Source organism: Novosphingobium sp. SG919 (assembly GCF_012932495.1).
Lineage (GTDB): Bacteria > Pseudomonadota > Alphaproteobacteria > Sphingomonadales > Sphingomonadaceae > Novosphingobium > Novosphingobium rhizosphaerae.
Genome location: NZ_JABCNG010000001.1, coordinates 359736 through 383718 on the forward strand (window position 1 = coordinate 359736; position 23983 = coordinate 383718).

Annotated in this window: 15 protein-coding genes; 5 read left to right on the forward strand and 10 right to left on the reverse strand. The window is 67.7% G+C overall.

The annotated features are described in order from the left end of the window. Positions 1 to 20: 20 nt before the first annotated feature. Together FHT19_RS01605 and FHT19_RS01610 are read left to right on the forward strand one after the other, a co-directional pair. Complete coding sequence (locus FHT19_RS01605) at positions 21 to 485, forward strand: (2Fe-2S)-binding protein (RefSeq protein ID WP_168554077.1); 465 nt, start codon at positions 21 to 23, stop codon at positions 483 to 485. Positions 486 to 496: 11 nt separating this feature from the next. After that, a complete protein-coding gene (locus tag FHT19_RS01610) occupies positions 497 to 2611 on the forward strand; it encodes a molybdopterin cofactor-binding domain-containing protein (protein ID WP_169473569.1) in 2115 nt (704 codons plus the stop codon). Between the two features lie 174 nt (positions 2612 to 2785). Here the strand turns inward: FHT19_RS01610 and FHT19_RS01615 are convergent, their stop codons facing one another. Genes FHT19_RS01615 through FHT19_RS01645 form a run of 7 tightly spaced genes read right to left on the reverse strand, consistent with a single transcriptional unit; the run spans position 2786 to position 8991 of the window. Beyond that, the gene (locus tag FHT19_RS01615; protein ID WP_169473571.1) at positions 2786 to 3097 is read right to left on the reverse strand and encodes a GIY-YIG nuclease family protein; all 312 of its coding nucleotides are present in this window, start codon (positions 3095 to 3097) and stop codon (positions 2786 to 2788) included. 53 nt (positions 3098 to 3150) lie between these two features. Next, positions 3151 to 4557: an efflux transporter outer membrane subunit gene (locus FHT19_RS01620; protein ID WP_169473573.1), complete on the reverse strand. Its 1407-nt coding sequence runs from the start codon at positions 4555 to 4557 to the stop codon at positions 3151 to 3153. After that, entirely contained in the window at positions 4554 to 5507 is a 954-nt protein-coding gene (locus FHT19_RS01625; protein ID WP_211184797.1) for an HlyD family secretion protein, read from the reverse strand. The genes FHT19_RS01620 and FHT19_RS01625 overlap by 4 nt, the downstream gene beginning before the upstream one ends. Next, complete coding sequence (locus FHT19_RS01630; RefSeq protein ID WP_248290226.1) at positions 5507 to 5740, reverse strand: DUF1656 domain-containing protein; 234 nt, start codon at positions 5738 to 5740, stop codon at positions 5507 to 5509. Before FHT19_RS01630 ends, FHT19_RS01625 begins: the two co-directional genes overlap by 1 nt. Then, the gene (locus FHT19_RS01635; RefSeq protein ID WP_169473577.1) at positions 5737 to 7830 is read right to left on the reverse strand and encodes an FUSC family protein; all 2094 of its coding nucleotides are present in this window, start codon (positions 7828 to 7830) and stop codon (positions 5737 to 5739) included. The genes FHT19_RS01630 and FHT19_RS01635 overlap by 4 nt, the downstream gene beginning before the upstream one ends. Positions 7831 to 7849: 19 nt before the next feature. Next, positions 7850 to 8533 carry a type 1 glutamine amidotransferase domain-containing protein gene (locus FHT19_RS01640; RefSeq protein ID WP_169473579.1) on the reverse strand — a complete coding sequence of 228 codons (684 nt, stop codon included), beginning with the start codon at positions 8531 to 8533 and terminating at the stop codon, positions 7850 to 7852. Between the two features lie 35 nt (positions 8534 to 8568). Further along, positions 8569 to 8991, reverse strand: a complete 423-nt coding sequence (locus FHT19_RS01645; RefSeq protein WP_168554083.1) for an organic hydroperoxide resistance protein — start codon at positions 8989 to 8991, stop codon at positions 8569 to 8571. A gap of 125 nt (positions 8992 to 9116) precedes the next feature. On the opposite strand from FHT19_RS01645, the gene FHT19_RS01650 reads away from it, so the two are divergent. The 3 genes from FHT19_RS01650 (at position 9117) to FHT19_RS01660 (ending at position 12444) form a co-directional block, all read left to right on the forward strand. Then, positions 9117 to 10019 (forward strand): LysR family transcriptional regulator, encoded by a 903-nt coding sequence (locus FHT19_RS01650; protein ID WP_168554084.1) that lies wholly within the window; start codon positions 9117 to 9119, stop codon positions 10017 to 10019. A 66-nt stretch (positions 10020 to 10085) separates the two neighbouring features. Continuing rightward, complete coding sequence (locus tag FHT19_RS01655) at positions 10086 to 11117, forward strand: histone deacetylase family protein (protein WP_169473581.1); 1032 nt, start codon at positions 10086 to 10088, stop codon at positions 11115 to 11117. A 37-nt stretch (positions 11118 to 11154) separates the two neighbouring features. Beyond that, complete coding sequence (locus FHT19_RS01660; RefSeq protein ID WP_248290227.1) at positions 11155 to 12444, forward strand: APC family permease; 1290 nt, start codon at positions 11155 to 11157, stop codon at positions 12442 to 12444. Here FHT19_RS01660 and FHT19_RS01665 read toward each other — a convergent pair. From FHT19_RS01665 to FHT19_RS01675, 3 genes are all read right to left on the reverse strand, one after another. Beyond that, positions 12432 to 13496 (reverse strand): tyrosine-protein phosphatase, encoded by a 1065-nt coding sequence (locus FHT19_RS01665; protein ID WP_169473585.1) that lies wholly within the window; start codon positions 13494 to 13496, stop codon positions 12432 to 12434. The genes FHT19_RS01660 and FHT19_RS01665 overlap by 13 nt on opposite strands. Beyond that, positions 13496 to 15901, reverse strand: coding sequence for a TonB-dependent receptor (locus FHT19_RS01670; RefSeq protein ID WP_169473587.1), 2406 nt, complete (start codon positions 15899 to 15901; stop codon positions 13496 to 13498). Before FHT19_RS01670 ends, FHT19_RS01665 begins: the two co-directional genes overlap by 1 nt. A gap of 234 nt (positions 15902 to 16135) precedes the next feature. Continuing rightward, positions 16136 to 23920: an autotransporter-associated beta strand repeat-containing protein gene (locus tag FHT19_RS01675; protein ID WP_169473589.1), complete on the reverse strand. Its 7785-nt coding sequence runs from the start codon at positions 23918 to 23920 to the stop codon at positions 16136 to 16138. Positions 23921 to 23983 lie beyond the last annotated feature (63 nt).

The window sequence follows — 23983 nt, forward strand, 5'->3', positions numbered from 1 at the left end:
TCCAGGCTGGAGCACTGCACATGCCCGTTTCGCTGACGATCGATGGTAAGCAACGCACGCTGGCCGTGGCAGACGACATGCCACTGCTGTGGGCGCTGCGCGACATCGCCGGGGTAACCGGCGTGAAGTTCGGATGCGGAGCGGGCCTGTGTGGCGCGTGCAGCGTGCTGGTAGACGGCGAACGCCTGTTCGCCTGCCAGACGCCGGTTTCGGCCGTGGCCGGCAAGGCCGTGACCACGGTGGAAGGCCTGACCGGCCAACCGCTGGGCCAGGCCCTGGCGGCGGCCTGGGAAGAGCTGGACGTGGTCCAGTGCGGCTATTGCCAACCCGGGCAGATCGTGGCGGCCGCTGCGCTGCTCAAGGCCAATCCCAAGCCCGACGATGCCGCGATCGACGCCGGGATGAGCGGGAATATCTGCCGCTGTGGCACCTATAACCGTATCCGCGCCGCGATCCATCGCGCCGCCGATACGCTTCCGGCGTGAGGGGGAAGACGATGACCGTATCTGCCGCCACCTCGCGCCGCGGTTTCCTGGCCGGCTCTGCCGTGCTGGCGGGCGCGCTGGTCGTGCCGTTGCACCGTGCGCTGTCGGCCGCGCCGACGCAGCTTTCGGCCAATGGCTATCTGGCGGTGCTGCCCGATGGTGCCGTCTCGCTCGCCCTGCCCAAGACCGAAATGGGCCAGGGCATCATGACCGCGCTGACCATGCTGGTGGCCGAAGAGCTGGGCCTGGCGCCCAGCGCGGTGAAAGTTTCGATACCCGAGGCGGACAAGGCCCGGTTTGCGCCGATCGACACAGGCACGGGCGGTTCCACCTCGATCCGCGAGTTGTGGAAACCGCTGCGCCAGGCCGCGGCCAATGCGCGCGCGGCGCTGGTCGATGCCGCGGCCAGGGCGTGGAAAGTGATGCCTGACGGGCTGACCCTGGCCGATGGCGCGGTGGTAAACCCCGCATCGGGCAAGCGCCTGCCGTTTTCCGCGCTGGTGGCCGATGCCGCCGCCCATGTGCCTACCGATGCGACGCCCAAACCGGCAGCCGCCTGGCGGGTGATCGGCAAGGACACCAAGCGTCTCGATTCGGCCGACAAAGTGCGGGGCAAGGCCCTGTTCGGCATCGACGTGACGCTGCCGGGCATGAAAGTTGCCACGCTGGCGCAATCGCCGGTGTTCGGGGGCAAGCTGGCCAGCCACAATGCCGCTGCCGCCAAGGCTGTGCCGGGCGTGGCCGACGTGATCGCGCTGGACGATTGCCTGTTCGTGACGGCAGACAGCCTGTGGACCGCGAAGAAGGGCCTGGAAGCGGCCGCACCCACCTGGAACGAAGGCGCCAATGCCGGCGTAAGCCAGTCGCAGGTCGTGGCTGCGCTCGACGCGGCCGTGGCCAAGCCCGGCGTGACGGCCAAGACCCAGGGCGATCTGGCCGCCGCGCGCGCCGGCGCCGCCAAGACGGTGGAAGCGGTCTATCACCAGCCGTTCCTGGCCCACGCCACGATGGAGCCGGGCAATTGCACCGCCCACGTCACCCCGCAGGGCGCGCAAGTATGGACCGGAACGCAAGTGCCGAGCGACGCGCGCGCCGCTGCGGCCCGCGTGCTGGGCCTGCCCGAAGACAAAGTGCGGCTGCACAACTTCCTGATGGGCGGCGGCTTTGGCCGGCGGTTGGAAACCGACATGGTGGAACGCGCCGTGAGCCTGGCGGCCAAAGTGCCCTATCCGGTGAAGCTGGTGTGGACGCGTGAGGAAGACATCCAGCACGATGTGGTGCGCCCGGCCTATGCCGATCGCATCAGTGCCAGCCTGGACAACGGCGGCAAGGTCCTGGCCTGGGAACACCGCATCGCCGGCTCTTCGGTGATGGCGCGCCTGCTGGGCGAGAAGTTCAACGGCGTGGACGACGATGCCGTGGATGGCGCGCTGGCCCCGCTCTATGCCGCGCAGGCGCAACTGGTCACCTTCCGTCAATCGGAAAGCCCGATGCCCACCGGCTGGTGGCGCGGCGTGGGCGGCCTGCGCAACACCTTCGTGATCGAAAGCTTTGCCGACGAACTGGCACTGGCGGCGGGGCGGGACCCGCTGGCCTGGCGCCTGGCGCAGATTACCGATCCGCGCGCGCGGGCCGTGCTGCAAAAGGCGGCGACAGAGGCCGGCTGGGGCAAGGCCCTGCCCAAGGGCGAAGGGCTGGGACTGGCCGTGCTGCACATCTGGGATACGTGCCTGGCGGCGGTGGCCCATGTCAAAGTGGGCGCGGACAAGCAGATTGCCGTGCCGCAGGTGACCGTGGCGGTCGATTGCGGACCGGCGGTAAATCCGCTGGGCGTGAAAGCGCAGATCGAGGGCGGCGTGACCTTTGCCCTGTCGGCCGCGCTCTATGGCGGGGTGACGCTGGACAAGGGGCGCATTGCCCAGTCCAACTATCACGATGTGCGCCCCTTGCGCATGAACGAGGCGCCACGCGTGATCACCCACGTGATGCCGACGGACAATGCGCCGGGCGGCATGGGCGAACCACCTGCGGCCGTGATTGCGCCGGCGGTGGCCAACGCAATCTTTGCCGCCACGGGCAAGCGCATACGCCAGGTGCCGTTGCAGGCGGGGTTCGAGGCGGTTTGAACTGACACGCCGGCGTAGGGCCAGAGCCGGCTGGCTCAGCCATTGGCCGTGGGAACTAGATTCCCGCCTGCGCGGGAATGACGAAGGGAAAGTTGCGGCTTGGGAGCATGCAACAGAACCGTTCCTGCCCTCCGTTCGATAAACTTCGTCATTCCCGCGCAGGCGGGAATCCAGTCAGCGCAACGGGTCGAATCCCAGATCGGTGGCGAGGTCGCGCCACGCTGAATTGGCTTCCTCGATCAGTTTGAGCTTCCACGCGCGGTTCCATTTCTTGATCCGCTTCTCGCGCAAAATCGCCTGTTCCATCGTCGCATGCATTTCGAACCAGACGAGCGTCTTGGTTCCGTAGCGGGAGCTGAAGCCATCGAAGTGGTCAGCGCGATGCTGCGCCACGCGGCGGATAAGGTTTGACGTGGTGCCCACATACAAAGTGCCGTTTCGGGCTGACGCAAGAATGTAAACCGCTGGGGCGAAGTCATCCTTCATGCCTGGGTGCTACTGGATTCCCGCCTGCGCGGGAATGACGAAGGTGGGGCAATTCACCAACCCCCGCCCAGGGCCAGGAACAGGTTGATCTGGTCGTTGGCGATTTCCGCGCGCGAATTGAGCACGGCGGCTTGCGCGCCGATCACGCCTTGGCGACCGCCGATGTCGGTGGTGATCGCGGCGCGGCCGGCCTCGCGCAGGCGGCGGGCCTGGTCGGCCTGGGTACGGGCGGATGCCAGCGCCTCGTCCAGCGCGGCGTGGCGATCGTGGTTTTCGGCGTACGTGGCCAGCGCCGTTTCGGTTTCGCGCAAGGCACCCAGCACCACGCCGTCGAAATGGGCGAGCGCGGCATCGGCATTGGCATCGGCGGCCTTGACCCGCGCGCGCGCCCCGGCGCCGGGGATCGTCCAGTGCAGCAGGCCGCCGATCGACCAGCGATTGGCCGCAGGCAGGCCGAGGTCTTTGACAAAGCCGGTGGACCCGCCCGAGAGGCCAATGCCGATGGAAGGGTAGAGATCGGCCGTGGCCACGCCGATGCGCGCGGTGGCACCGGCCAGTTGGCGTTCGGCGGCGCGCACATCGGGGCGGCGGCGCAGCAGTGCGGCGCCATCGCCCACCGGCAGGGGCACGCGCAGTTCGGGTACGGCGCGGCAGCTTTCCGCCTCGCGCGGGTAATCCGCCGGCACTTTGCCGGTGAGCGCGGCGAGGCGATAGAGCGCGGCGCGCGCGGCGGCGCGATAGGTGGGCAGCAGGGCCTGGGCCTGGGCGAGGCGGCCTTGCGCGGCGGTGACATCGGGCGTGGCGCTGCGCCCGGCAGCGACCAGGCGGCGGTTGATATCCACCAGGTGGCCTTGCAGGGTGATCGCGCGCTGGGCCAGATCCTCGGCCTCGTGCGCGGCGCAGACGCCAACATAGGCGCGCGCCACATCGGCCGCGACGGTGACTTTCACCGCATCCTGCGTGGCGGCAAGGGCCGCTTCGTCGGCGCGGGCGGCCTCGATCTGGCGGCGGATGCGGCCGAACAGATCGACCTGGTAGCTCATTTCCGCGCCGACATCGCCAATGTTGGCCACCGGCAATTGCTCTTCCTGAAGATAGGATTCGCCCGAAAGGCGGGCGTGCTGGGCACCGGCCGAAACGCTGAAATCGGGTTCCTTGCCGCCTTCGGCGACAGCCGTGACAGCGCGGGCGCGCGCCAGGTTGGCGGCGGCCACGCGCAAGTCGGTGTTGGCGGCCAGCGCCTGTTCCTCCAGCCCATCGAGCACGGGATCATCATAGAGATGCCACCAACGCGCCGGCAGGGGATCGGCGGTGGTCAGCGTCGCCGGGGCAGACTGGAACGCGCCCTGCGCCGCGGGGCGCTGGATCGCGGCATCTTGCGGCAGGTGGTAATCCGGCCCCACCGCCTTGCAGCCGGCCAGCGCGAGCAGACCGGCACCGATCAGCAGTGTGCGCTTCACCGGGCGTGCTCCTTCCGATCATTGGTCCGGTCATCGGGCGCCAGCGTGACCGAGGCGGTGCGCCCGGCGATCAGCGCGACATCGGCGGGGCGTTCATCCAGCGCGATGCGCACCGGCACGCGCTGGGGCAGGCGCACCCAGGAAAAGCTTGGGTTGATCGAGGGCAGCATGCTGGCGCTGCCGGTGCGATCGTGATCCTCGATCGCCATGGCGATAGAGGTGACATGGCCCTTGAGCAGGCGATCCTCGCCCATCAGGCGTACCGTGGCCACCTGGCCCACATGCACATGGGCCAGCTTGGTTTCCTCGAAATAGCCCTCGATGCGCAAGCTGCTGCTATCGACCAGGGCCATGACCGCCTTGCCCGGCGCGACATAGTTGCCAGGCCGCAGTGTCTGGTCGGAAATCGTACCATCGACCGAAGCGCGCACGGTGGTGCGCGACAGGTTGAGCCGGGCCAGTTCGCGTTGGCTCAAGGCGTTTTCGCGCATGACTTGCGCGGTGGCGAGCTGGGCCTGGGCATCGGCAACCTTGGTTTCGCTTTGCTGGGTCACTTCCAGCGGCACCAGGTCACCCAGGCTACGGTTGCGCGCCGCCTCGCGCCGGGCTTCGGCCAGGGCAACGCGGGCGCGGGTGATGCCGGCATCGGCCTGGGCAATCGCGTCTTCGGCCTCGCGCACGGCCAGGGCATAGCGGGCGGTGTCTATCTGGAACAGCACGTCACCCTTGTGCACCGGCTGGTCGTTGGCCACGGCCACGCGGGTGACCAGGCCCTGCACATCGGGCGCCACCTGCACCACGTCGGCGCGCACGCGGCCATCGCGGGTCCAGGGATCGGCCTGGTAATGCAGCCAGAGATTGCGTGCGCCGATGGCGGCGACGACGAGGATCGCGCCAGTGACACCGATCTGCACGGTCTTGCGAAAAGCGGGGGAAGCAAGCAGCGACATCAGAGCCATCCATTGATCAACTGGGGAAAGCGCACAAGCAGCGCCCAGAACGCCACGAACATGGCAGTATCGAACAGGACCGGGTGCCAGACCCAGCGATAGAAGCGCAGGGCCACCAGCACGCGGTGCACGATCAGCGCCAGGATCAGCGCCACGGTGGCCGTGACCGGCGCGGAAGCCACGAAGACTTCGCCGAACATGTATTCGGAAAAGGCGGGGTGCGGGGCGTTCATGCCGATGGCTCCACCACGGGGATAAAGGTTCCTGGGGCCGGCAGGGCCGGGCCTGGGCTGTTGGGGAAAAGATTGCGGCGCAACGCGATCAGCGCGGCGATGGCGTGGGGCGCATCGGGCGCGTCGGGGTGGCCGAACGGCAAGGGCGGCGGAGTGACGGCCGCGTTATCCTTGAGGATCAGGCGCAGGGCGCGATCGATGCGGTGCTGCAGGCGGGCGTCGGGCGGCGGTGTTCCATCGGGCCGCCACGCGCGGAAGTAACGCGCCGCTTCGCGCAGCAGGCTGGATAGCGCGCGTTGCTGGTGGAGCGGTGCGGCCGCGCGGGCGTGCTGGATCGCCACCAGGTTGATCGCCAGGCGCACTTCGCGCAAGGCGGCCTGCGCAGCCAGCGCACCGGTGGTATCGGCGCCCAACCGCTGGGTGAGCAGCGCCGTCTGGTCGATCACGCGGGCGAGCGCCAGGCCTGGATCGGGCGGGCTGCCCGTGGTGGACAGGCGCACCAGATCGCGCTGCAGCGCGCGCAGCAGCCGCGCGATCGCCACGTCGGTGCCCAGGTTGCGCAAGCCGGCGGTGAACCCGGCGGCCAGCACCACGGCCAGGACCTGGCCGATGTTGCTGTTCACGAACCGCTCGAAATCGGGGTGGAAACTTTCCTGGATGGCCAGCGCGCTGCAAAAGCCCATGGCCATGGCGGTGGCCTGGCCGCCCAGGCGCGGATGGGGAATGAATGCGGCAATCAGCAGCAGCGGCGGCGCCATGACCAGCGCCATCGCGGCAAAATCGCTGACATAGGGCAGCACGCCGAACAGATAGATGCCCGCGAGCGGCACCCCCGCACAGATCGCCACGCCAAAGCGCAGGATCACCGGGATCGGATTGTCCATCGCGGCAAACAGGCAGCAGAACACCGCTGTCATCGCCGCCGCGCCGGCGCCATCGGCCCAGCCGGAATAGATCCACAGCGCGCAGCAGGCAATCACCGCCACGGTGGCGGCAAGGCCGGCCATCAGCGCATGGCCCAGATCCTGGTGCAGGCGCAGCGCGGCGCGCGGGCTGCGCAACGAGGCCGGCAGCGGCAGGTGCGGATCGCGCAAGTGATCGAGTGCCTGGCGGCAATCGGCCAGCAGCGTGACCACTTGCGCCAGACGCACGCGATAGCTGGTGGCGAGCAGATCGTGCCACACGGCGGGGCGCACGCTTTCGGGCACGGCAATCGCGGGGCGATCTTGCGCGGGGCAGCCAGCCGCGATCCATGCGCGGGTGGCGGTCTGCGCGGCGGCCAGATCGGGATCGAGGCAGGGTTCGCCATCATGATCTTCGGTGGCGATGGCGCTGCGACGATCGGCCAGGCCCGAAAGCAGCGGCAGCAACAGGATCATGCGTTCGAGCAGCGCGCGCAGGGTGCCGGTCGCCTCGCGCCAGTGCGAGGTATCATAGGGCACGTGAATGGCCATCAGCGCGCAATCGACCACGTCGACCGCCAATTGCTGCTGCTCGCGCACGGATTGGCGCGGGGGGCCGCTTTCGCGCACGCAATCGGCCAGCCAGGCTTGCGCATCGCCCAGCCAGCGTTCCAGGCGCGCACCCAGCGGCACGGCCACCGATTGCGGCAGGAACAGGCTGTGGGTAAGCGTGGCGGCCACGATGCCCAGGGTGATTTCGGTGACGCGGGCAACACCGGTGTCGAACACGGCTTCGGGATGATTGACCGAAGGAAACGCGATGATCGCCGCGGTATAGCCCGCCAGCATCAGGGTGTAGGACCGCGCCGAGCGATCGAGCAGCGAGACGGTGAGGCACGCGCCCACCCACAGCGCCAGGACGCTGGAAAGCACCATCGGCGTATCGACCAGCACCGGCACCACCGCCACGGCAAAGACCGCGCCCAGGAACGTGCCGATCACGCGGTAGATCGCCTTGGAGCGGGTGGCCCCGGCGAGCGGGTTGGAGACGATGAACGCGGTGGTCATCGCCCAGAACGGCATGGGCAGCCCGACCCACAGCCCGATCCACAGGGCAAGGAACCCGGCCGATACGGTTTTCACCGAGAACAGCATCGGCGCGAGCCAGCGTGTGGGAACGAGGGACATGGGATCGGGCTGCTTTCGTTCAGGCCGCTTGCAACTGGCGCAGCAGGATGCGCGCCACCGCTTCGGAACTGGCCGGGTTCTGCCCGGTGACGAGGTTGCCGTCTTCGAGGGTGAACACGCCCCAGTCCGGCCCCTTGCGATAATCGCCGCCCTGGGCCTTGAACTCATCCTCGATCAGGAACGGCACCACATCGGTGAGGCCGACAGCGTCTTCCTCGCTGTTGGAAAAGCCGGTGACCGGGCGCCCGGCGACGATCGGGCGGCCATCGGCGCGCTTGACATGGCGCAGCACGCCCGGGGCGTGGCACACCAGGCCAAGCGGCTTGCCGGCGCGATCGAATGCTTCGATCAGGTCGATCGATACCGCGCTTTCGGCCAGATCCCACAGCGGGCCATGGCCGCCGGGATAGAACACGGCATCGAAATCGGCGGGATCGACATCGGCCAGCGGCCGGGTGTGGGCAAGCGCGGCCTGTGCGGCCGGATCGGCGCGGAAGCGGGCGGTGGCTTGGGTCTGCGCATCGGGTTCGTCGCTGCGCGGATCGAGCGGCGGCTGGCCGCCGGCGGGCGAGGCAAGGACGAGTTGCGCGCCCGCGTCGCGGAAGACGTAATAGGGCGCGGCGAATTCCTCCAGCCAGAAGCCGGTCTTGTGCCCGGTGCTGCCAAGATCGCTATGCGAGGTGAGGACCATAAGAATCTTCATGGACGTGCTCCGGATCGGCCGATCGGCGAATGCGATCATGCCAAGGAAAGGTGAACAGGGACATTGCCCGCGATCGCCCGGCTATAAGGGCAGGCGCCGTGGGCGGCCTCCATCAACGCCTGGGCGCGATTTGGATCCATGCCCGGCAAGGAGACCAAAAGCGTGATCGCCAGGCCGAAACCCCCTTCGGGGCGGGGGCCAAGCCCGACCGTGGCCGTGACGCGGGCATCGCTCGGTGGCAGCGCATGTCCCTGGTTCTTAAGCGTTTTCATCGTGCTGAGAAAACACGCGGCATAGCCTGTGGCAAAGAGCTGTTCGGGATTGTTGCCGTGGCCCCGCCCGCCCAGTTCGGCCGGCAGATCGAGCCAGACATGCAGCGATCCGTCGCTGGTCGAAGCCTGGCCTTCGCGCCCGCCGGTGGCGGTGGCACTGGCCTGGTAAAGGCAATCGGTGAGCATGGGCGGGTTCCTGAAAGGCTTGGCGGAGGGCATCGGGCGTGGCCAGAGGGCATCTAGGCGCACGGTCCGGGCCGCGCCAACAAGCGGTGTGGCCAACAGCCATAAATTTGCTTATGGATGGCGCCATGTCGCTCAACCGCCTGCGCGCCTTTGTCGAAGTCTATCGCCAGCGATCGTTCACCACGGCGGCGCGCAACCTGGGGCTGACCCAGCCGGCCATTTCCCAGCAGATCGCCAGCCTGGAGGAGACTATCGGCCGCCCCTTGTTCGAGCGGCACGGACGCGGCGTGGTGCCCACCGGCACGGCGGACGAACTGGCATCCGATATCGGCGACCGGCTGGACCAGGCCGAAGCCGCATTGGCGCAGGCGCGCGCGCGTTCGGCGCACCTGGCCGGATCGATCCAGATCGTGGGGCATCCCGATTTCCTCTCGGAAGTGGTGGCGCCGCAATTGGGCGCCCTCCTGGAAAGCGGTATTCGCGTGCGCCTGCACGGTGGCACGCGGGGCGAGATCGAGCGGATGCTGATCCATGGCGAGGCAGACCTTGGTGTTTCGGGCTTTCCCGCCGCGGACCGGCGCCTGCGCGGCGAACACTTGCGCGACGAGGCGACCCGCGCCGTGGCAGCGCCTGCCGTGGTGGAGCGCCTGCGCACCGCGATTGCGGCGGGCAGCGACCTGGCGACTTTCCTGGCAGGGCTGCCGCTGCTCTCGTACGGGCTCGATTATCCGTTGATCGACAACTGGTTGCGGCACAATGGCCTCAATCCCGAACTCACCACGCCGGCGATGGTGGGCCTTGATGTGCGCAGCTTGCGCGGGCTGTTGAGCGGCGGGCATGGGTGGACGGTCTTGCCCGAATACCTGTGCCGCGATCATCTCGATGCCGGGGACCTGATGGAAATTCCCGGCACGGCGGCCGAGCAGGACCATCTGAGCTATCACCTGCTGTGGTCGCCCGCCGCGCTGCGCCAGCCGCGCGTGGCCCATGTGCGCCACGCCCTGATCTGGCGGCTGTACCAGCGATAAGTGGCTTGCCTTGGCCGATGAATACGTCATGATACTGCGATCACAGGATTGCAGCCGGGGGGCATCATGTTGACGATCCACAGCGACGCGCATCGCCTGCACCATGGCGCGGGCGAATTCTATCGTGGGCGGATCGTGCCGTGCTTTGAAATGCCGGCGCGGGTGGAGCAGATCCTGGCCAGCGTGACCGCCCGCGCCCTGGGCCGGGTGGTGGCGCCCACGCCGCATGGCCGTGGCCCGCTGGAAAGGGTTCATGCCCCCGATTACCTCGATTTCCTTGCCAGTGCGTGGGATGAATGGAGCGCGCTGGGCGAAACCGGCGATGCGCTGCCCTATGCCTGGCCGGCGCGCGACCTGCGCCAGGACCGCCCCCCGGCGCATATCGATGGCAAGCTGGGGTTCTACAGCATCGATGCCGCAGTGCCGATCACCGCGGGCACCTGGGCCGCCGTGCAGGCCAGCGCCGATTGCGCGCTGACCGGGGCGAGCGCGGTGCTGGGCGGGCAGCGCGCCGCCTTTGCCTTGTGCCGGCCGCCGGGCCATCACGCGGGGCCGCGGGCGATGGGCGGCTTTTGCTATCTCAACAACGCCGCCATTGCCGCGCAGGCGATGCGTGACGCCGGGGTGGGGAAAGTGGCGGTGCTCGACGTGGACTATCACCACGGCAATGGCACGCAGGCGATCTTCTATGACCGGGCCGACGTGTTCTTTGCCTCCATCCATGGCGATCCGGCGGTGGAATATCCGTTCTTTGCCGGCTTTGCCGACGAGACCGGCAGCGGCGACGGGCTGGGCTGCAACCTGAACCTGCCGCTGCCATGGGGCACGCGGGCCGATGCCTGGCTGGCCGCGCTGAATACCGCCTGCGCCGCGATTGCCGCCTTTGGCGCGCAGGCGCTGGTCGTCTCGCTGGGCGTGGACACGTTCGAGGAAGATCCGATCAGTCATTTCAAGCTGGCCAGCCCCGATTTCACCCGCATCGGCGCGCGCGTGGCGGGGCTGGGCCTGCCCACGCTGTTCGTGATGGAAGGCGGCTATGCCGTGGGGGACATCGGCACCAACGTGGCCAACGTGCTGGAAGGGTTTGCGCGTGGTTGAGGCGCGCGGGGGTAGGGCCGGTGCGTTGCATGGGCACTTGGGGTTCTGGCACCTGGTCGGCTATGGCCTGGCGCTGATCGCGCCGACGGCGCCGCTCAACACGCTGGGCGTGGTCTGGGGCAAGGCGCATGGGCTGATCGCGCTGTCCTATATCCTGGGCGGGCTGTGCATGGCGTTTACCGCGGCCAGCTATGCCGTGATGGTGCGCGAGGTGCGCAGCGCCGGATCGCTCTATGGCTTTGCCCGCGCGGCGATGGGGCCGTTTGCCGGGTTCATGGGCGGGTGGATGATCCTGCTCGATTACCTGATGATCCCCTCGCTGGTCTATGTGATCATGGCCGTGGCGCTGGGCCAGTTGATGCCGCAGGTGGACCGCGCGGTGTGGGTGGTGGCGCTGTTGGGCTTTACCACGGCGGTCAACTGGTTCGGGATCAAATCGACCAGTGCGTTCAACGCGGTGAGCGTGGTGGCGCAGATCGTGGTGATGGCCGTGATGGTGGCGGCCGCGATCGCGTTTATGGGCTGGGCCCGTGCGTTTTCCCCCGCGCCGGTCTGGGCCGATCCGCTGCCCTGGCACGGGGTGCTGGCGGGCACGTCGGTCTGCGTGCTCAGCTTCCTGGGGTTCGATGCCGTTTCCACCCTGGCCGAGGATACCGCTGATCGCAGCGGCCGCACGCTGGGCCGGGCGATCCTGGCGGTGCTGGCGCTGGCCACGGTGTTCTTCGGGCTGTCCACCTGGGTGCTGGGCAATGCCATGGTGGGCCAGCGCTTTACCAGCCTGGACGGGGCGCATTACGATATCGCCGCGCTGATCCTGGGCGGCTGGGCGCGCGCCGGCCTTGCCTGGTTCACCGCGCTGGTGGTGGGCTTTACCAATGCCCTGCCGATGCAAGTGGGGGTGGCGCGCGTGCTCTATGCCATGGGCCGCGACGGGCAGGTGCCGGCGGTGTTTGCCCGGCTGCATCCGCGCCACAACACGCCGTGGGTGGCAATGCTGGCCACCACGGCGCTGTCGCTGGTGGTGGCGCTGGCCTTTCGCGATGCGCTGGATTTCCTGGCCACGCTGGTCAATTTTGGCGCGTTGACCGGGTTTGCCCTGCTGCACGTGTGCGTGTTCGTGCATTTCCGCCGCCATGCCCGGCGCAACCTGGCCTTGCACGTTGCTTCGCCCATGGTGGGCCTGGCGGTGATTGCGGTGATCCTTACCGGGATGGGCGCCTGGGCGCTCATGCTGGGGACGGGGTGGTTGGTGCTGGGGCTGGGCTGGTGGTGGGGGGCAGCGCGCCATGCGCCGCCCCCGGCAGACGATCTGGCCTATTCGGTATAAGTGCGGCGCAGCGCGGCAATATCGGCGGGGCTAACGCCCGCCACTTGCGCCAGATAGGCTTCGACCGAGCCATAGCGGCTGTCGATCTCGTCCAGGGCGCTGGCCAGGAACGGGCGGCCATCGGGATCGTGCAACGGCTGCGGCCGGGCCATGGCCGGATTGGCCTGGTATCCGGCGAACATCTTCGCCACGGGATCGGTGGCCTTGGCCGCATCGATTTTCGGCATTTCCCATTCCGGGCGGCGCAGCGCGGTGGAGAGGTCATAATCGCGCAGGATGACATCGCGCGGCGTGCCGAGCGCGGACAGGATCAGCGCGGTCATGAACCCGGTGCGATCCTGCCCGGCCGAGCAGTTGTATTCGATCGGGCCGGCATGCACTTTCAATCGGTCGAACACCAGCTTGACCTGCGGCGCCAGCAACGTGGGGAAGTTGCGATAGAGCGCGCCCCCGTTGCTGGGCATCTTGCCGCCCTGGGCCCCGGCGAACAGCGCCATCATCGAATAAGCCACGGCATCCTGGTGCACCTGGCCAGCCAGACGCGTGGGTGCCAGGCGGCGCTCTTCATCGGAACGCAGATCGACCATGCTGGTGAGGCCAAGGCCGCGCACCAGGGCCACGTCGCGGTCAGACAAGAGCGGGGTGGCGCCCGAGCGATAGAGCAGGCCCCAGCGCACGGTCTTGCCATCGGCGGCGGGATAGCCGCCCAGATCGCGGAAGTTCGATCCCTGCGCCAGCGGCAGCAGGCGTTCGGCCACCGTCACGACCGTGCCATCGCCGCGATCGCGCAGGCGCAGGTAGGGGCGCGGGCTGGCCGGCGCCATGAACCCGGCATGGCCGTTGCGCACGCCTGCACGCACCAGCCGCGCCGCCTTGAGCGGGGCATCGGGCCGCGTGGCGAGATAGACATCGACCGGCCCCTTGGCCTGCCAATCGACCACCAGTGCACCGCCATCCACCCGGCTGACGATGGCATCTTGCACGCGCGCCAGCGCCGGGCTTGCCGTAAGGGCAAGCCCGAGGCCGAGCGCAAGGAAGCGCCCGGCGCGCATCAGAACCGCACCTGTGCTTCCACGCCCCAGGTGCGCGCTTCGTTGAAGAAGCCGTAGGTGCCCACCAGCGCGCTCGCCGCCTTGTAGAACATGTGCTGTTCGTTGAAGAGGTTGCGGCCCCAGACCGAGACCTGCATCTGGGCGCCCGAATTCCCGAGCGCAATGTCGGCCAGGCTCACACGGCCGTTGAAGGTGACGCTGGCATCGCCCTTGGGCTGGGCCAGCGTGACTTGGCCTGTCGTGGTGTTGAAGCCGGGATCGACATAGTTGGCGTAGAACCCGCTGTCATAGTTGGCATCGAGGTGCACGCGCAGTTCCGATGCGGCAACCGGCAGGACCACGTCCACCGTGCCGCTGGCGGCATGCTTGGGCGTGTAGACCTGGGTGATCGGGATCGGCGTGGTGATGATCACGCCGTTGGCCTGGGGGAAGGGGTTGGAGGTGTTGGGGATCTTGACGCTGGTATAGGCATAGCTGGCGCCCAGCGTGAGCTGTGGGATCGGCTTGACCGTGAAATCGGCCTCGATCCCCTTGAGGCGGCCGGTGCCCGGCGCATTGTGGGTTTCGGTGGTGGTGCGGGTGGTGTTGAGCAGGTTGCCCTGGGCATCGTATTGCAGGTAGTTGGCGCTGAAATCCAACTGGATGTTCTTGTAGCTGCCGGTGTAGGCGGCCACGTTGAAGCGCGCGCGCTTGCCCCAGAATTCGGTCTTGGCGCCCAGTTCGAACATCGAGACGGTTTCGGGGTTGAACGGCGCATACGTCAGCGAGCGCGAGTTGGCGCCGCCCGACTTGTAGCCCGTGCTCCACTTGCCATAGACATGCACGTCCTGGCTGGCATCGAGTGCCAGGTTGACCATGGGATCGACGCGCGACCAGCTGGCATCGAGCACGCGCGGCGCGGTGACGCCGTTGACCGAAGGCGTGGCGCCGTTGACGGTGAAGAGCTGGCCTTCCTTCTTGTCGTGCGTCCAGCGCGCGCCGACGGTCAGGTGCAGGCTGTCGTTCATCACCGCCGGAGTGTAGGTGCCCTGGCCGAACACGCCCACGCTGGTGGTGGTGACATGGCTGGCGCGGTCGATCGTCACGCCGTCATAGTTCACATAGGGGATCACCGTGGTGGCGCTGCCGGCGGCATCGGTGAACTTCATGCTGTAGAACGCCTGGGCGTTGTCCTGCACCTTTTCCTGATACCACATCGCGCCGGCCACGAACTTGATCCGCGCATAGTCGCCCAGCAGTTGCAGTTCCTCGCTCGCCTGGTTCTGGCGGAACTGCGCCAGCGAATAGCGGGCAAAGCTGCTGCCGGTGAAATTGCCCGTGGCGCTGATCGCACTGGTGGTGGCAGAGCCGTTGTCATACTGCGACTGGGTGAGTTCGCGGTAGGACGCGATCGACTTGACCTGCAGGTTGGGATTGAGGTGCCATTCCAGCAGCAGGCGGTGGCCGTGGGTCTTGCCCACGCTGGGCTGCTGCACCACGCCCACGGCGGCCACGTCCACCCTGTTGGGTTCCAGCGGGTAAGCCGACGGGCGCTTCAACGTGCCAGCCGAGATGGTCTGGGCATAAAGCGGGCTCGATGCGTCGTACGACGTGTCATAGGCATAGTCGGCGCTGAAATCGGGCGTGGGGGTCCACAGCACTTCGCCGCGCAGGCCGCGCTTGGTGTAGAAGTTGAAATCGGTCTGCCCGGCCAGCGGGTTTTTCACCATGCCGTCGCGGTGCGAGACGACGCCGTCGATCTTGGCCGCGAGGTTGCCCCACTTGGGCAGGTCGAGGTGAATCTCGCCCTTGTAGCTGCCATAATTGCCGGCGCCGACCAGGGCGTTGGCGTGAAATTCGCCGCTGGGCTTCTTGGTCACGATGTTGATCGCGCCGCCTTCGGTGTTGCGGCCGAACAGCGTGCCCTGCGGACCCTTGAGCACTTCGATGTTCTCGATGTCGTAAAGCGCGGTGCCCAGGCCCTGGGCGCGACCGAGATAGACGCCATCGACATAGACTCCCACGCCCTGGTCGCGGGCGGGCTGGTTGCTGTCTGACAGCACGCCGATGCCGCGGATGTTCATGATCAGCGCCGAATTGCGCGAATAGAACGGCGCCACGCGCAGGCTGGGCACGCCGCCCGATTGCAGATCGACCAGCGACTGGATGTGGCGATCGGCCAGCGCTTCGCTGCTGAGCACCGAAATGGCGATCGGGGTCTTCTGCAGGTCGGTCTTGCGCTTTTGCGCGGTGACCACGATCTGGTCGAGCGTGTTGGTGAGCGTGGGATCGGCCACCGGTCCGGGGGCGGGTTCTGCGGCACTTGCGAAAGCGGGTGCGGCCAACACGGGCAGGGCCATGGCCGCGCCGGCCAGAAGCAGGGCAGAAGTGCGCGCGCCACGGCGCGCCGCGTTTTGACAAAACATTGAACAGGTTCCCTCACTGGTGTTGGCGCGGCCACTAGGGTGGGGGAAAGTCAAACCGGTGACGCTGTTTCAGCGTCCGTCATTGCATTGCAACAAGGCGCACATTTTTTCGCACATGCACATGCCGCCAACGCGAAAGGCCGCCGTGGCAGGAGAACCACGGCGGCCCATCGGGAAACGGCATCGGGGGCTGCCGCCTGACAGTGCCGAAACGCGCGTTCCGGCTAAGGACGATCAGAACCGGATCGTCAGCGCGGTCTTGCCGCCATAGCTGGAAGCAGTGCCCACATTGCCTTCGAACGTCCAGCTGATCGCGTCGGACAGGTCGATCTGTCCGCCCAATCCCAGCTTGGCGCGGGTGCGGGCAAAACCAGGGTTGTGCACGGTGAAGAGCGTGTCTTCCACGGCCACGCGGGCCTGCACCGCGGGCAAGCCGCTGTCGAGATCCTGCACGGCCGAAACGTTGGCAAAGCCCTGAACCCGCGGGGCCAGGCGATAGCCCAGCTTGATCCCGCCCGAAAGCGCGGTGAACGCGTCGCGCTGGGCCGCCACGGCCAGGCTGTCGAGCGTGGGGGCGCCGCTTTCGGCAAAGCCATCGACCTTGTTGACCATGGCCAGCACTTCCCCGGTCAGGTCGAGCGAGAGCTTGCCGGTGACGCGGCGATATTCCAGGCCACCGCCATAGAGGCTGGACGAGCCGTGGACATCGCCGAAGCTGGCCGTGCCTGCGTTGGTCACGCGCGTGCCCTTGAACGTGTAGTCGGCAAAGGCGGCGCGAGCGGTCAGGCGCAGCGCGCCATCGTGGGTGACAGGCACCGAGACGCCGAAGCTGTACTGATCGCCCTTGGCATCGCCCCGCATGAGCGCGGTGGACACATGGCCGTCGCTGTGGGTGAAGCCGAACTGCGCGCGGGCAAACGGCACTTGCGCCGCGACGCCCAGGTTGAAGCGGTGGTCGGTGCTGGCCAGGCGGCTGTAGCCCGCACCATCGCGGCCCTTGGCCTGGCCGGTGCCGAACCCGCCGGTGACGGCAAAGCTGGGCTTGTCGACCATGTCATAGCCCGAAAGATCGAGCAGGTTGTCGAGCAGCGAGACGCGCAGATGCTGGGCCAGGCCGGCATAGGCTTCGGGCGAAGCCTTGGCGAAGACGCTGGCCACGGCGGCATCGGCGTTGCTGCCGCTGCCCAGTGCGGTGGCGGCGTATTCGATCAGGCGGCCGCCGTAATACTGGTTGACCCCGCCGGCCGAAGCCACGCGCAACTGTTCGACCATCGCTTTCTGGTTGGCGTTCTTGCCCAAGGCGGCTTCGAAGCTGGCCGGGGTATAATCGCCCAGGCCGACCAGCGTGCCGGTGGCCAGGTTGAACGCCACGGCCTTGCCCATGGCGCTGCTGACCGTGCCGAAATGGCCGGACACGGCGCCGGGGGCAAAGCGGAACAGCGTGACTTTCTGGCCCAGCGCCAGGGTGAAGCCGGTGCTGTTGGCAATTTGCAGGCTGGCGCCCTGATCGATTGCCAGCGTGCCGGAAACCACGACCTGGTCATAGCCGCCATCGGCCGCCGAGAGTCCGGCGCCGGCGGCGCCTTCCACGTCCATCACCGCCACGGCGTGGTTTGCCAGCGCCAGATTGGTGAAGTGGATCACGCCCGGCGAATTGCCCGGTGCCAGTGTGCCGGTGCTGGTGCCGCCGAACTGGGCGCTGCCGCCCACGCTGCCCACACCCGTGAGGGTGCCCTGGTTATCGACCACCAGCGTGGTGGTGTTGAGCGTGCCGCCGGCGCTGCCATTGGCATTGCCCAGGTGCAGCGTGCCGCCGTCGTCCACCGTGGTGGCGGTGGCATTGACCGTGCCGGTCAGGTTCATCACGCCGCCCACGGCCACTTGCGGGGCATTGAGCGTGCCGCTGGACAAGACGTTCATGGTGCTGCCGTCCTGCACCTGGAACGTGCCGGAGGCCGAGGTGATGGTGTTGGCCAGGTTGAACGTGCCGCTGTCGAGCGCAACATCGCCCGCGCCCGTCACCGTGCCGGCAAAGTTGCCGCCATTGGCCAGGATCAGGTGATTGCCGTTGAGCGCCAGGGTGCCCGTGCCGGTGAGGTTGTTGATCGTCTGGTCCCCGCCGGTCAACGAAAGGCGTGCCGGCGTGGCGACATAGACCTGGAGCGCATGGTCGAGCACGTCGGCGCCCGCCACGGTGATGCCACCATCCATGATCGCCAGGGTGGCCGGGGCAAAGCTGCCCGCTCCGCCGGCCAGGGTAAGCGTGGCGCTGCCGGTCTTGACCACGGCGGCGCCGCTGCCATCGGGGTTGCGCGCGGTATCGATGCTGCCGGCAAAGGTGGCATCTTCGGTCTGGTTGATGGTCAACACGCTGGCCGCGCCCAGGTGGAACGCGCCGCCGCTGCCCGAAAGCGTGCCCGTGGCATAATTGGCCGTGGTGGTGATCGATCCGCCGGCCATGACCGTCTGCCCCGTCACCACGATATCGGCGGCGCTGGTGATCGTGCCCAGGTTGCCCAGCGCGCCGAAATGGTTGACCGATCCGGCCGAGAACGTGGCCGTGCCGGCGTTGCCGAAGCCCAGCGACAGGTCCAGCGTGCCATCGTTGTAGACCGTGCCATAGCTTTGCAGGCCATAGCCATCGAGCGTGGCGCCCTGGGCAATCGCGATCGTGCCGTCTTCTCCGTTCGAACCCAGGTCACCCAGGGTGAGGTGATCCCACACGTTGACCTGGCCGCTGTTGGCGATGGTGGTCACGGTGCTGTGGGCCGCGACGTGGACCATGCCGGCGTTGGTCAGTCCGGCGATGGCATCATCGGTGCCGATCACGAACGTGCCCGCGCTGCCCACGTTGACCGTGGCGCTATCGGCCAGCGTGCCGCCGCCAAAGGTGTTGAGCGTGCCGCCATCGACCACCAGCGTGCCGGTAAAGGTGTTGGCGCCGGTCAGGAACAGTTCGCCATCGCCGGTCTTGGTAAAGTTGCCGCTGCCGCCGATCACGCCGGCAAAGGTGGTGTCTGCCGCCTGGTCCACGGTGAGCGTATTGGCGCCAAGCGCGATCGTGCCATTGCCCGAAAGCCAGCCGATCGTCTGGTTGCCATTGTCGAGGCGCAGCGTGGCGGCCTGGTCGATCGACACGCGCAGCGCGTGATCGAGCGTGTCATCGCCATCGACCGCCACGGTGCCGTTCCACAGGTCCATGCTCCAGGTGGAAAAGCTTTGCGGGCCGCCCGCCAGGGTCAGCGTGCCGGTGCCATACTTGGCAAAGATCGCCCCGGTGCCGTCTTCGCGGCGCGCGGTATCGACCACGCCGGAATAGGTGCCATCGGCTTCCTGGTTGACTTCGAAATAGGCGCCGACCCCCAGGTGCACTGCGCCGCCCGCGCCCGAGAACGTGCCCACGAACAGATTGCGCGTGGTGGTGAGGCTGCCGGCATCCTGGGTATAGACGCCATAGTCGCGGATATCGGCCTCGGCGGTGATGATGCCGGCATTGGCCAGGCCGCTCAGCACGGTCTGCGCGGTGGCGGCGAAGGCCATGGTGCCGGTCGCTTCGTTGGTGGTCATCCCGTCAACGAACAGCATGCCGGCGCTGCTGAAATTGCCGGCATTGCCCAGGGTGCCGGCATAAGTGCTGGCGCTGGCGGTCAGTTGCATGGTGCCGGTGGCGGTATTGCCGAGCAGGCCGGCCACATCGAGCAAGCCATCGCTGTGCAGCGTGCCGCTGTTTTCCAGGCTGCCGAGCACGGCGCCGGCCTGGTCGCTGACGAGGACCGTACCACTGCTGGTCATCGCACCCGAAACGCCGAGCGTGCCATCGAGCTGGACCAGCCCGGCATTGTCGAGCGTGGCCGCTGTGGTCTGGCTGCTTGCGGCAAGATCGAGCAGGGCTTCGGCCTGGTTTTCGATGCGGGCGGCCACGGCCAGCGTGCCCAGGTTGCGCACCGTGCCGCCGGCATTGACCAGATCCTGCATCCACGCGCTGGCATCGGTGGCGATCAGGGTGAGGCCGGTGTTGGTGGCCAGGTGGTTGACGATCAGGCGCCCGTCCACGGTGGTCTGGCCGCTGTTGGCATAATCGTCCAACGTGATGGTGGTGGGGGCGGTGACAGTGGTTTCGCCCTGGTTGTCGAGCGCGGCAAAGCTGTCGGTGGTGCCCAGGCGCAGCGCGGCCCCGTCTGCCACAGTAACCGCCAGGCTATCGGCCAGCGTGCCGCCGCCGGTGGTGTCGATCCCGCCCGCGGCCACGGCAAGGCCACCGGTGAAGCTGTTTTCGCCCGTCAGGGTAAGCCAGCCCGCGCCGCGCTTGATCAGGCTGCCTGCGCCGATGAAGACGCCGGCATAAGTGCTGTCACCCGATTGATCGAGATCGAGCGTGTTGGCCACGGTGCCGCTCATCCCGCCCAGCTGGGTCACGCCGGTAGGGTCCTGGAAGCCGGTGGTGACGAGGTGGCGGACGGCGGCCAGTTCGGCGCCATCGCCATCGGTGTCACCCACCACGACCATCACGCCGTCGTTGGTGAAACGGCCCGAGGTGGTGATATCGCCCACCATGTGGAACAGGCCGCCATCGACATTGGTGAAGCTGCCGTTGACGCTGAGGTGATCGGTGGCAATCATCCAGCCGCTGTTGACTACGCTGCCGGTGGCGCTGTCGCCCCCGGTCAGGCCAAGCAGGCCTGCGTTGGTGATCGTGCCGGTGGTGGCGCCGCCCAGGAAAGCGAGCAGGCCGGTGTTGACGATGGTCCCGGTCTGCGCTGCCGCGTGGAAGGTGATCTCGCCGTCGTTGGCAATGGCGCCGGTGGAAACCGTGCCATAGGCATTGAGCGTGCCGGCTTGCGCCACGGTTACGGTGGTGAGCTTTTCTGCGACACGCAGGTTGAGCGTGCCGCCCGAAATCGTCACGAACCCGCCGCTGGTGGCATTCATCAGGCGCCCGCTCGTGCCGTCCAGCGTGGTTTCCAGCAGGCCGTTGTGCAGGGTTACGCCATCAAGGCTGTTCTGCGCCGTCATCGTGAGCGTGCCGGCATAGCTGGTGTCGTTCACTTCCAGCGTGCCATTGCGCCACACGCCCGAAAGCACGGCGGCATCGCTATCGGCGTCGGCATTGTCATAGACCGCGACGCGGCCGTTGAGGCCGGCCAGATTGACCGTGTTGACCAGGGTGACGACGCCGGTGCCATAGTCCGAACCGAACAGCAGCGTGGCATCGACCGGCACGAAGCCGCCCGCGTTCCACGTCAACGATTGGCCGGTGGTGCTGGTCAGCGCGCCGAAGTTGAGCGTGAGGCCATCGTCCCCCGCGGCAAAGCCACCGCTGCCCGACCACGAAAGCTGGTGCGGCAGGCTGCCCACGCGGCGCACCATGGTGCCCGAGGTGAGCAGGACGCCGGCGGTATCGTTGGACAGGTCTGCCCCGATCGTGCTCGATCCGTTGAACAGGATATGGCTGTTGGTGTTGATGCCCTGGCCATCCTCGGCCTGGAGCGTGGCGCCTTCGATGTAAGTGTTGCCGGTATAGGTGTTGGCGCCCAGGAACTGCACCAGGCCGCCGCCGGTGACGTGGATGTCTGCCCCCGCGCCCGGCGCATAGCTGGCCCCGCCGATCGAGGCGGCGCTGTCATCGGCGATCGTGCCTTCAAAGCGGATGGTATGGCCGGCGCCTGGCGCCAGCGTGACCATGCTGCCTTTCATCATGAACAGATCGGACCCGGCCGATTGCCCGGCTTCGCCGCCGTTGTTGGAAGAGCCGGCCAGCACCGCGTTGTTTTCGAACAGGGCATTGCCGGTGATGTTGAGGCTGCCACCGGTGCGCACGAAGATCGCCCCGCCATAGCCCGAACCGCCACCGCCGCCGGTGCCATCGTCCGAAGAGCCCACGCCGCCGCCAAAGCCGGCCGTGCCGCCCGCGCCATCGCCGCCATCGGCCGAATTGCCGCCCCAGCCGCCCGCGCCGCCGGCACCGCCAGAACCGCCGCCCGCGCCAAAGCCGCCCGCGCCGCCATCGCCGCCATCGCCGCCGGCGCCGCCATCGGTGCGCACCGTGGCGCCATCGCCGCCGCTGCCGCCCGCGCCGCCCTGGCCGCCGCCGAAGAAGGTATCCCCATCGCCGCCGGCGCCGCCCGAGCCGCCATCGCCGCCGTGGGCCACCAGGCCCAGGCCCAGTTCCACCTGCCAGTTGACGAGGTCCACCCCGGTCTGGATGACGTTGACGATCTTTTGCACGGTGTTAGCGATCTTGGCCGCCGCCACCGTGGGCTTGGGCAGCGGATCAGGTGCGCCTTCGGCCGCCGCTTCGACGAAATCGGCGTTGATATCGATCACCTGGCTGGCGAACGAGAGCATCAGGTCCATGTTGTAGGGCAGGCCGCGCGTGCCGTTGCCGCCCATGCCGCCCTTGCCGCCGCTGCCCCCGGTCGGCGTGGCGCCCGCATCATAGCCATTGGTGCCCGAAACGCCTTCACCATCGTGGAAGATGGTGTTGTACATGCTGCCGCCCTGGCCATTGCCGCCGGTGCTGCCGCTGCCTGCGGCCACCAGCCCGTTCATCGCGCCGCCGGTGTTGAGCGAGCTGGCCGAGGAATCGATCCGGTACGACACGACGCCGGTGACCTGGTTGATCGCGGTGATCACTGCATTCTCCGGCACGCCATCGCCGGTCATCAGCATCCCCACCTTGAGCCCGGCGGTCGAGGCCAGGGTGAGCGTGGAATTGCCGCTGGAAATGACTTTGCCGAACGAGAGGAACAGGCTGCCATCGGCAATGGCATCGACCGACGCCTGGCTGAGCGGGTTGGACAGGGTGATGACCCCACCATCCACCGCCAGCACCACGGTGCCATCGGGAATGCCGGTGCCGGTCACGGTCATGCCCACGGCCAGCGTGGCATTGGCGCCCGACAGGCGGATCACGTTCGATCCGGCAGTGCCGCCTGCGGTGCTGGCCGAAAAGCCCGACATGCCATCCACCGGATCGGCAAAGGTGATCGTGCCGTCGCTGGCGATGGACTGGATCGAGGTGGTAAAGGTGCTGCCGTCGAACCGCGCGGCAGTGACTTGCATGCCCGCCTGCAACCCGGCCAGTTTCACGCCCGTGGCCTGGATGCTGTTGGCCGTCACGCTCTTGAAGCGCGAGGCCTGGTATTCACCGGCGCCGATCACGTCAAAGCTGGCTGCCTGGCTGGCCTGGCCGGGATCGGCCCGCACGATGGCGTTGGACAGCGTGACGCTGGTGACGGCGTTGTTGGTGCCATAGGTGACGGCGGTAATGGTGGTGCCGGCGGGAATGCCATCGCCCACCACCGCCATGCCGATGCCGAGCTGGCTGGGGGTGAAATGGCTGCTGCTCACGTCCACCACGTTGCTGCTGGTGGCAGCGCCGCTGAAGCTGACGGTGCCGCCGCTCACGGCCGCGACATGCGACGCGTCGACCGCTATGCCCTGGCCGGCAAAGGTTACCGCAGCGCCATTGACCGCTGCGATCGTGCCGGTGCTTTCGGTGCCCTTGATCTGCACCGTGGCGCCCGCGCCCAGCATGCCGTTGGCCGACGACATGGTGACGCCGGTGATGTAATAGGTGCCGCCCACCTTGGTGACCGTGGGCGTGGCTTGCTGGATCGAGGTTTCCTGCGCTTCCACCGTGAGATTGGCCAGCGGCACCACGACCGGTGCGATCTGCGCCACGGCGATGCCGCCGCCTTCGCCGCCCTTGGCGGTGTTGCTCTTGAACTGCACGTTGTTGAGCGTGAGCGTGCCGCCCTGGTCCACGAAGAACACGCCGCCCAGGCCACCGCCGCCGCCGCTGCCCGCGCCGCCTTCGGTGAAGAAATTGGTGTAGATGGTGGTGCCGTCGGCACTGCCGGCGGTCTGGCTGGCGCCCGATGCCACGATCACGCCCGCCGCGTCGGACCCATCGACAACCGTGACGGTGTTGGAAGGCGCGGCCTGCGCGCCCGAAGCCAGCGCGAGGCTGGCGGCCAGAGTCGACGAGGATAGCCGCAGCAGCGAAGCGATTTTCATGTGGTCTGCTCCCAAGGGATCCGCATGAGGCCGCTGTCAGGCATGATTCTTTACCATGCTGGA

What these genes read in the sequence shown, in the direction of transcription:
- FHT19_RS01650 (WP_168554084.1), top strand. Translation starts at nt 9,117, where the DNA reads ATGTCGCTCAACCGCCTGCGCGCCTTTGTCGAAGTCTATCGCCAGCGA.
- FHT19_RS01665 (WP_169473585.1), bottom strand. Translation starts at nt 13,496, where the DNA reads ATGCGCGCCGGGCGCTTCCTTGCGCTCGGCCTCGGGCTTGCCCTTACG.
- FHT19_RS01615 (WP_169473571.1), bottom strand. Translation starts at nt 3,097, where the DNA reads ATGAAGGATGACTTCGCCCCAGCGGTTTACATTCTTGCGTCAGCCCGA.
- FHT19_RS01645 (WP_168554083.1), bottom strand. Translation starts at nt 8,991, where the DNA reads ATGCTCACCGATTGCCTTTACCAGGCCAGTGCCACCGCCACCGGCGGG.
- FHT19_RS01610 (WP_169473569.1), top strand. Translation starts at nt 497, where the DNA reads ATGACCGTATCTGCCGCCACCTCGCGCCGCGGTTTCCTGGCCGGCTCT.
- FHT19_RS01635 (WP_169473577.1), bottom strand. Translation starts at nt 7,830, where the DNA reads ATGTCCCTCGTTCCCACACGCTGGCTCGCGCCGATGCTGTTCTCGGTG.
- FHT19_RS01630 (WP_248290226.1), bottom strand. Translation starts at nt 5,740, where the DNA reads ATGAACGCCCCGCACCCCGCCTTTTCCGAATACATGTTCGGCGAAGTC.
- FHT19_RS01625 (WP_211184797.1), bottom strand. Translation starts at nt 5,507, where the DNA reads ATGTCGCTGCTTGCTTCCCCCGCTTTTCGCAAGACCGTGCAGATCGGT.
- FHT19_RS01670 (WP_169473587.1), bottom strand. Translation starts at nt 15,901, where the DNA reads ATGTTTTGTCAAAACGCGGCGCGCCGTGGCGCGCGCACTTCTGCCCTG.
- FHT19_RS01655 (WP_169473581.1), top strand. Translation starts at nt 10,086, where the DNA reads ATGTTGACGATCCACAGCGACGCGCATCGCCTGCACCATGGCGCGGGC.
- FHT19_RS01675 (WP_169473589.1), bottom strand. Translation starts at nt 23,920, where the DNA reads ATGAAAATCGCTTCGCTGCTGCGGCTATCCTCGTCGACTCTGGCCGCC.
- FHT19_RS01605 (WP_168554077.1), top strand. Translation starts at nt 21, where the DNA reads ATGCCCGTTTCGCTGACGATCGATGGTAAGCAACGCACGCTGGCCGTG.
- FHT19_RS01640 (WP_169473579.1), bottom strand. Translation starts at nt 8,533, where the DNA reads ATGAAGATTCTTATGGTCCTCACCTCGCATAGCGATCTTGGCAGCACC.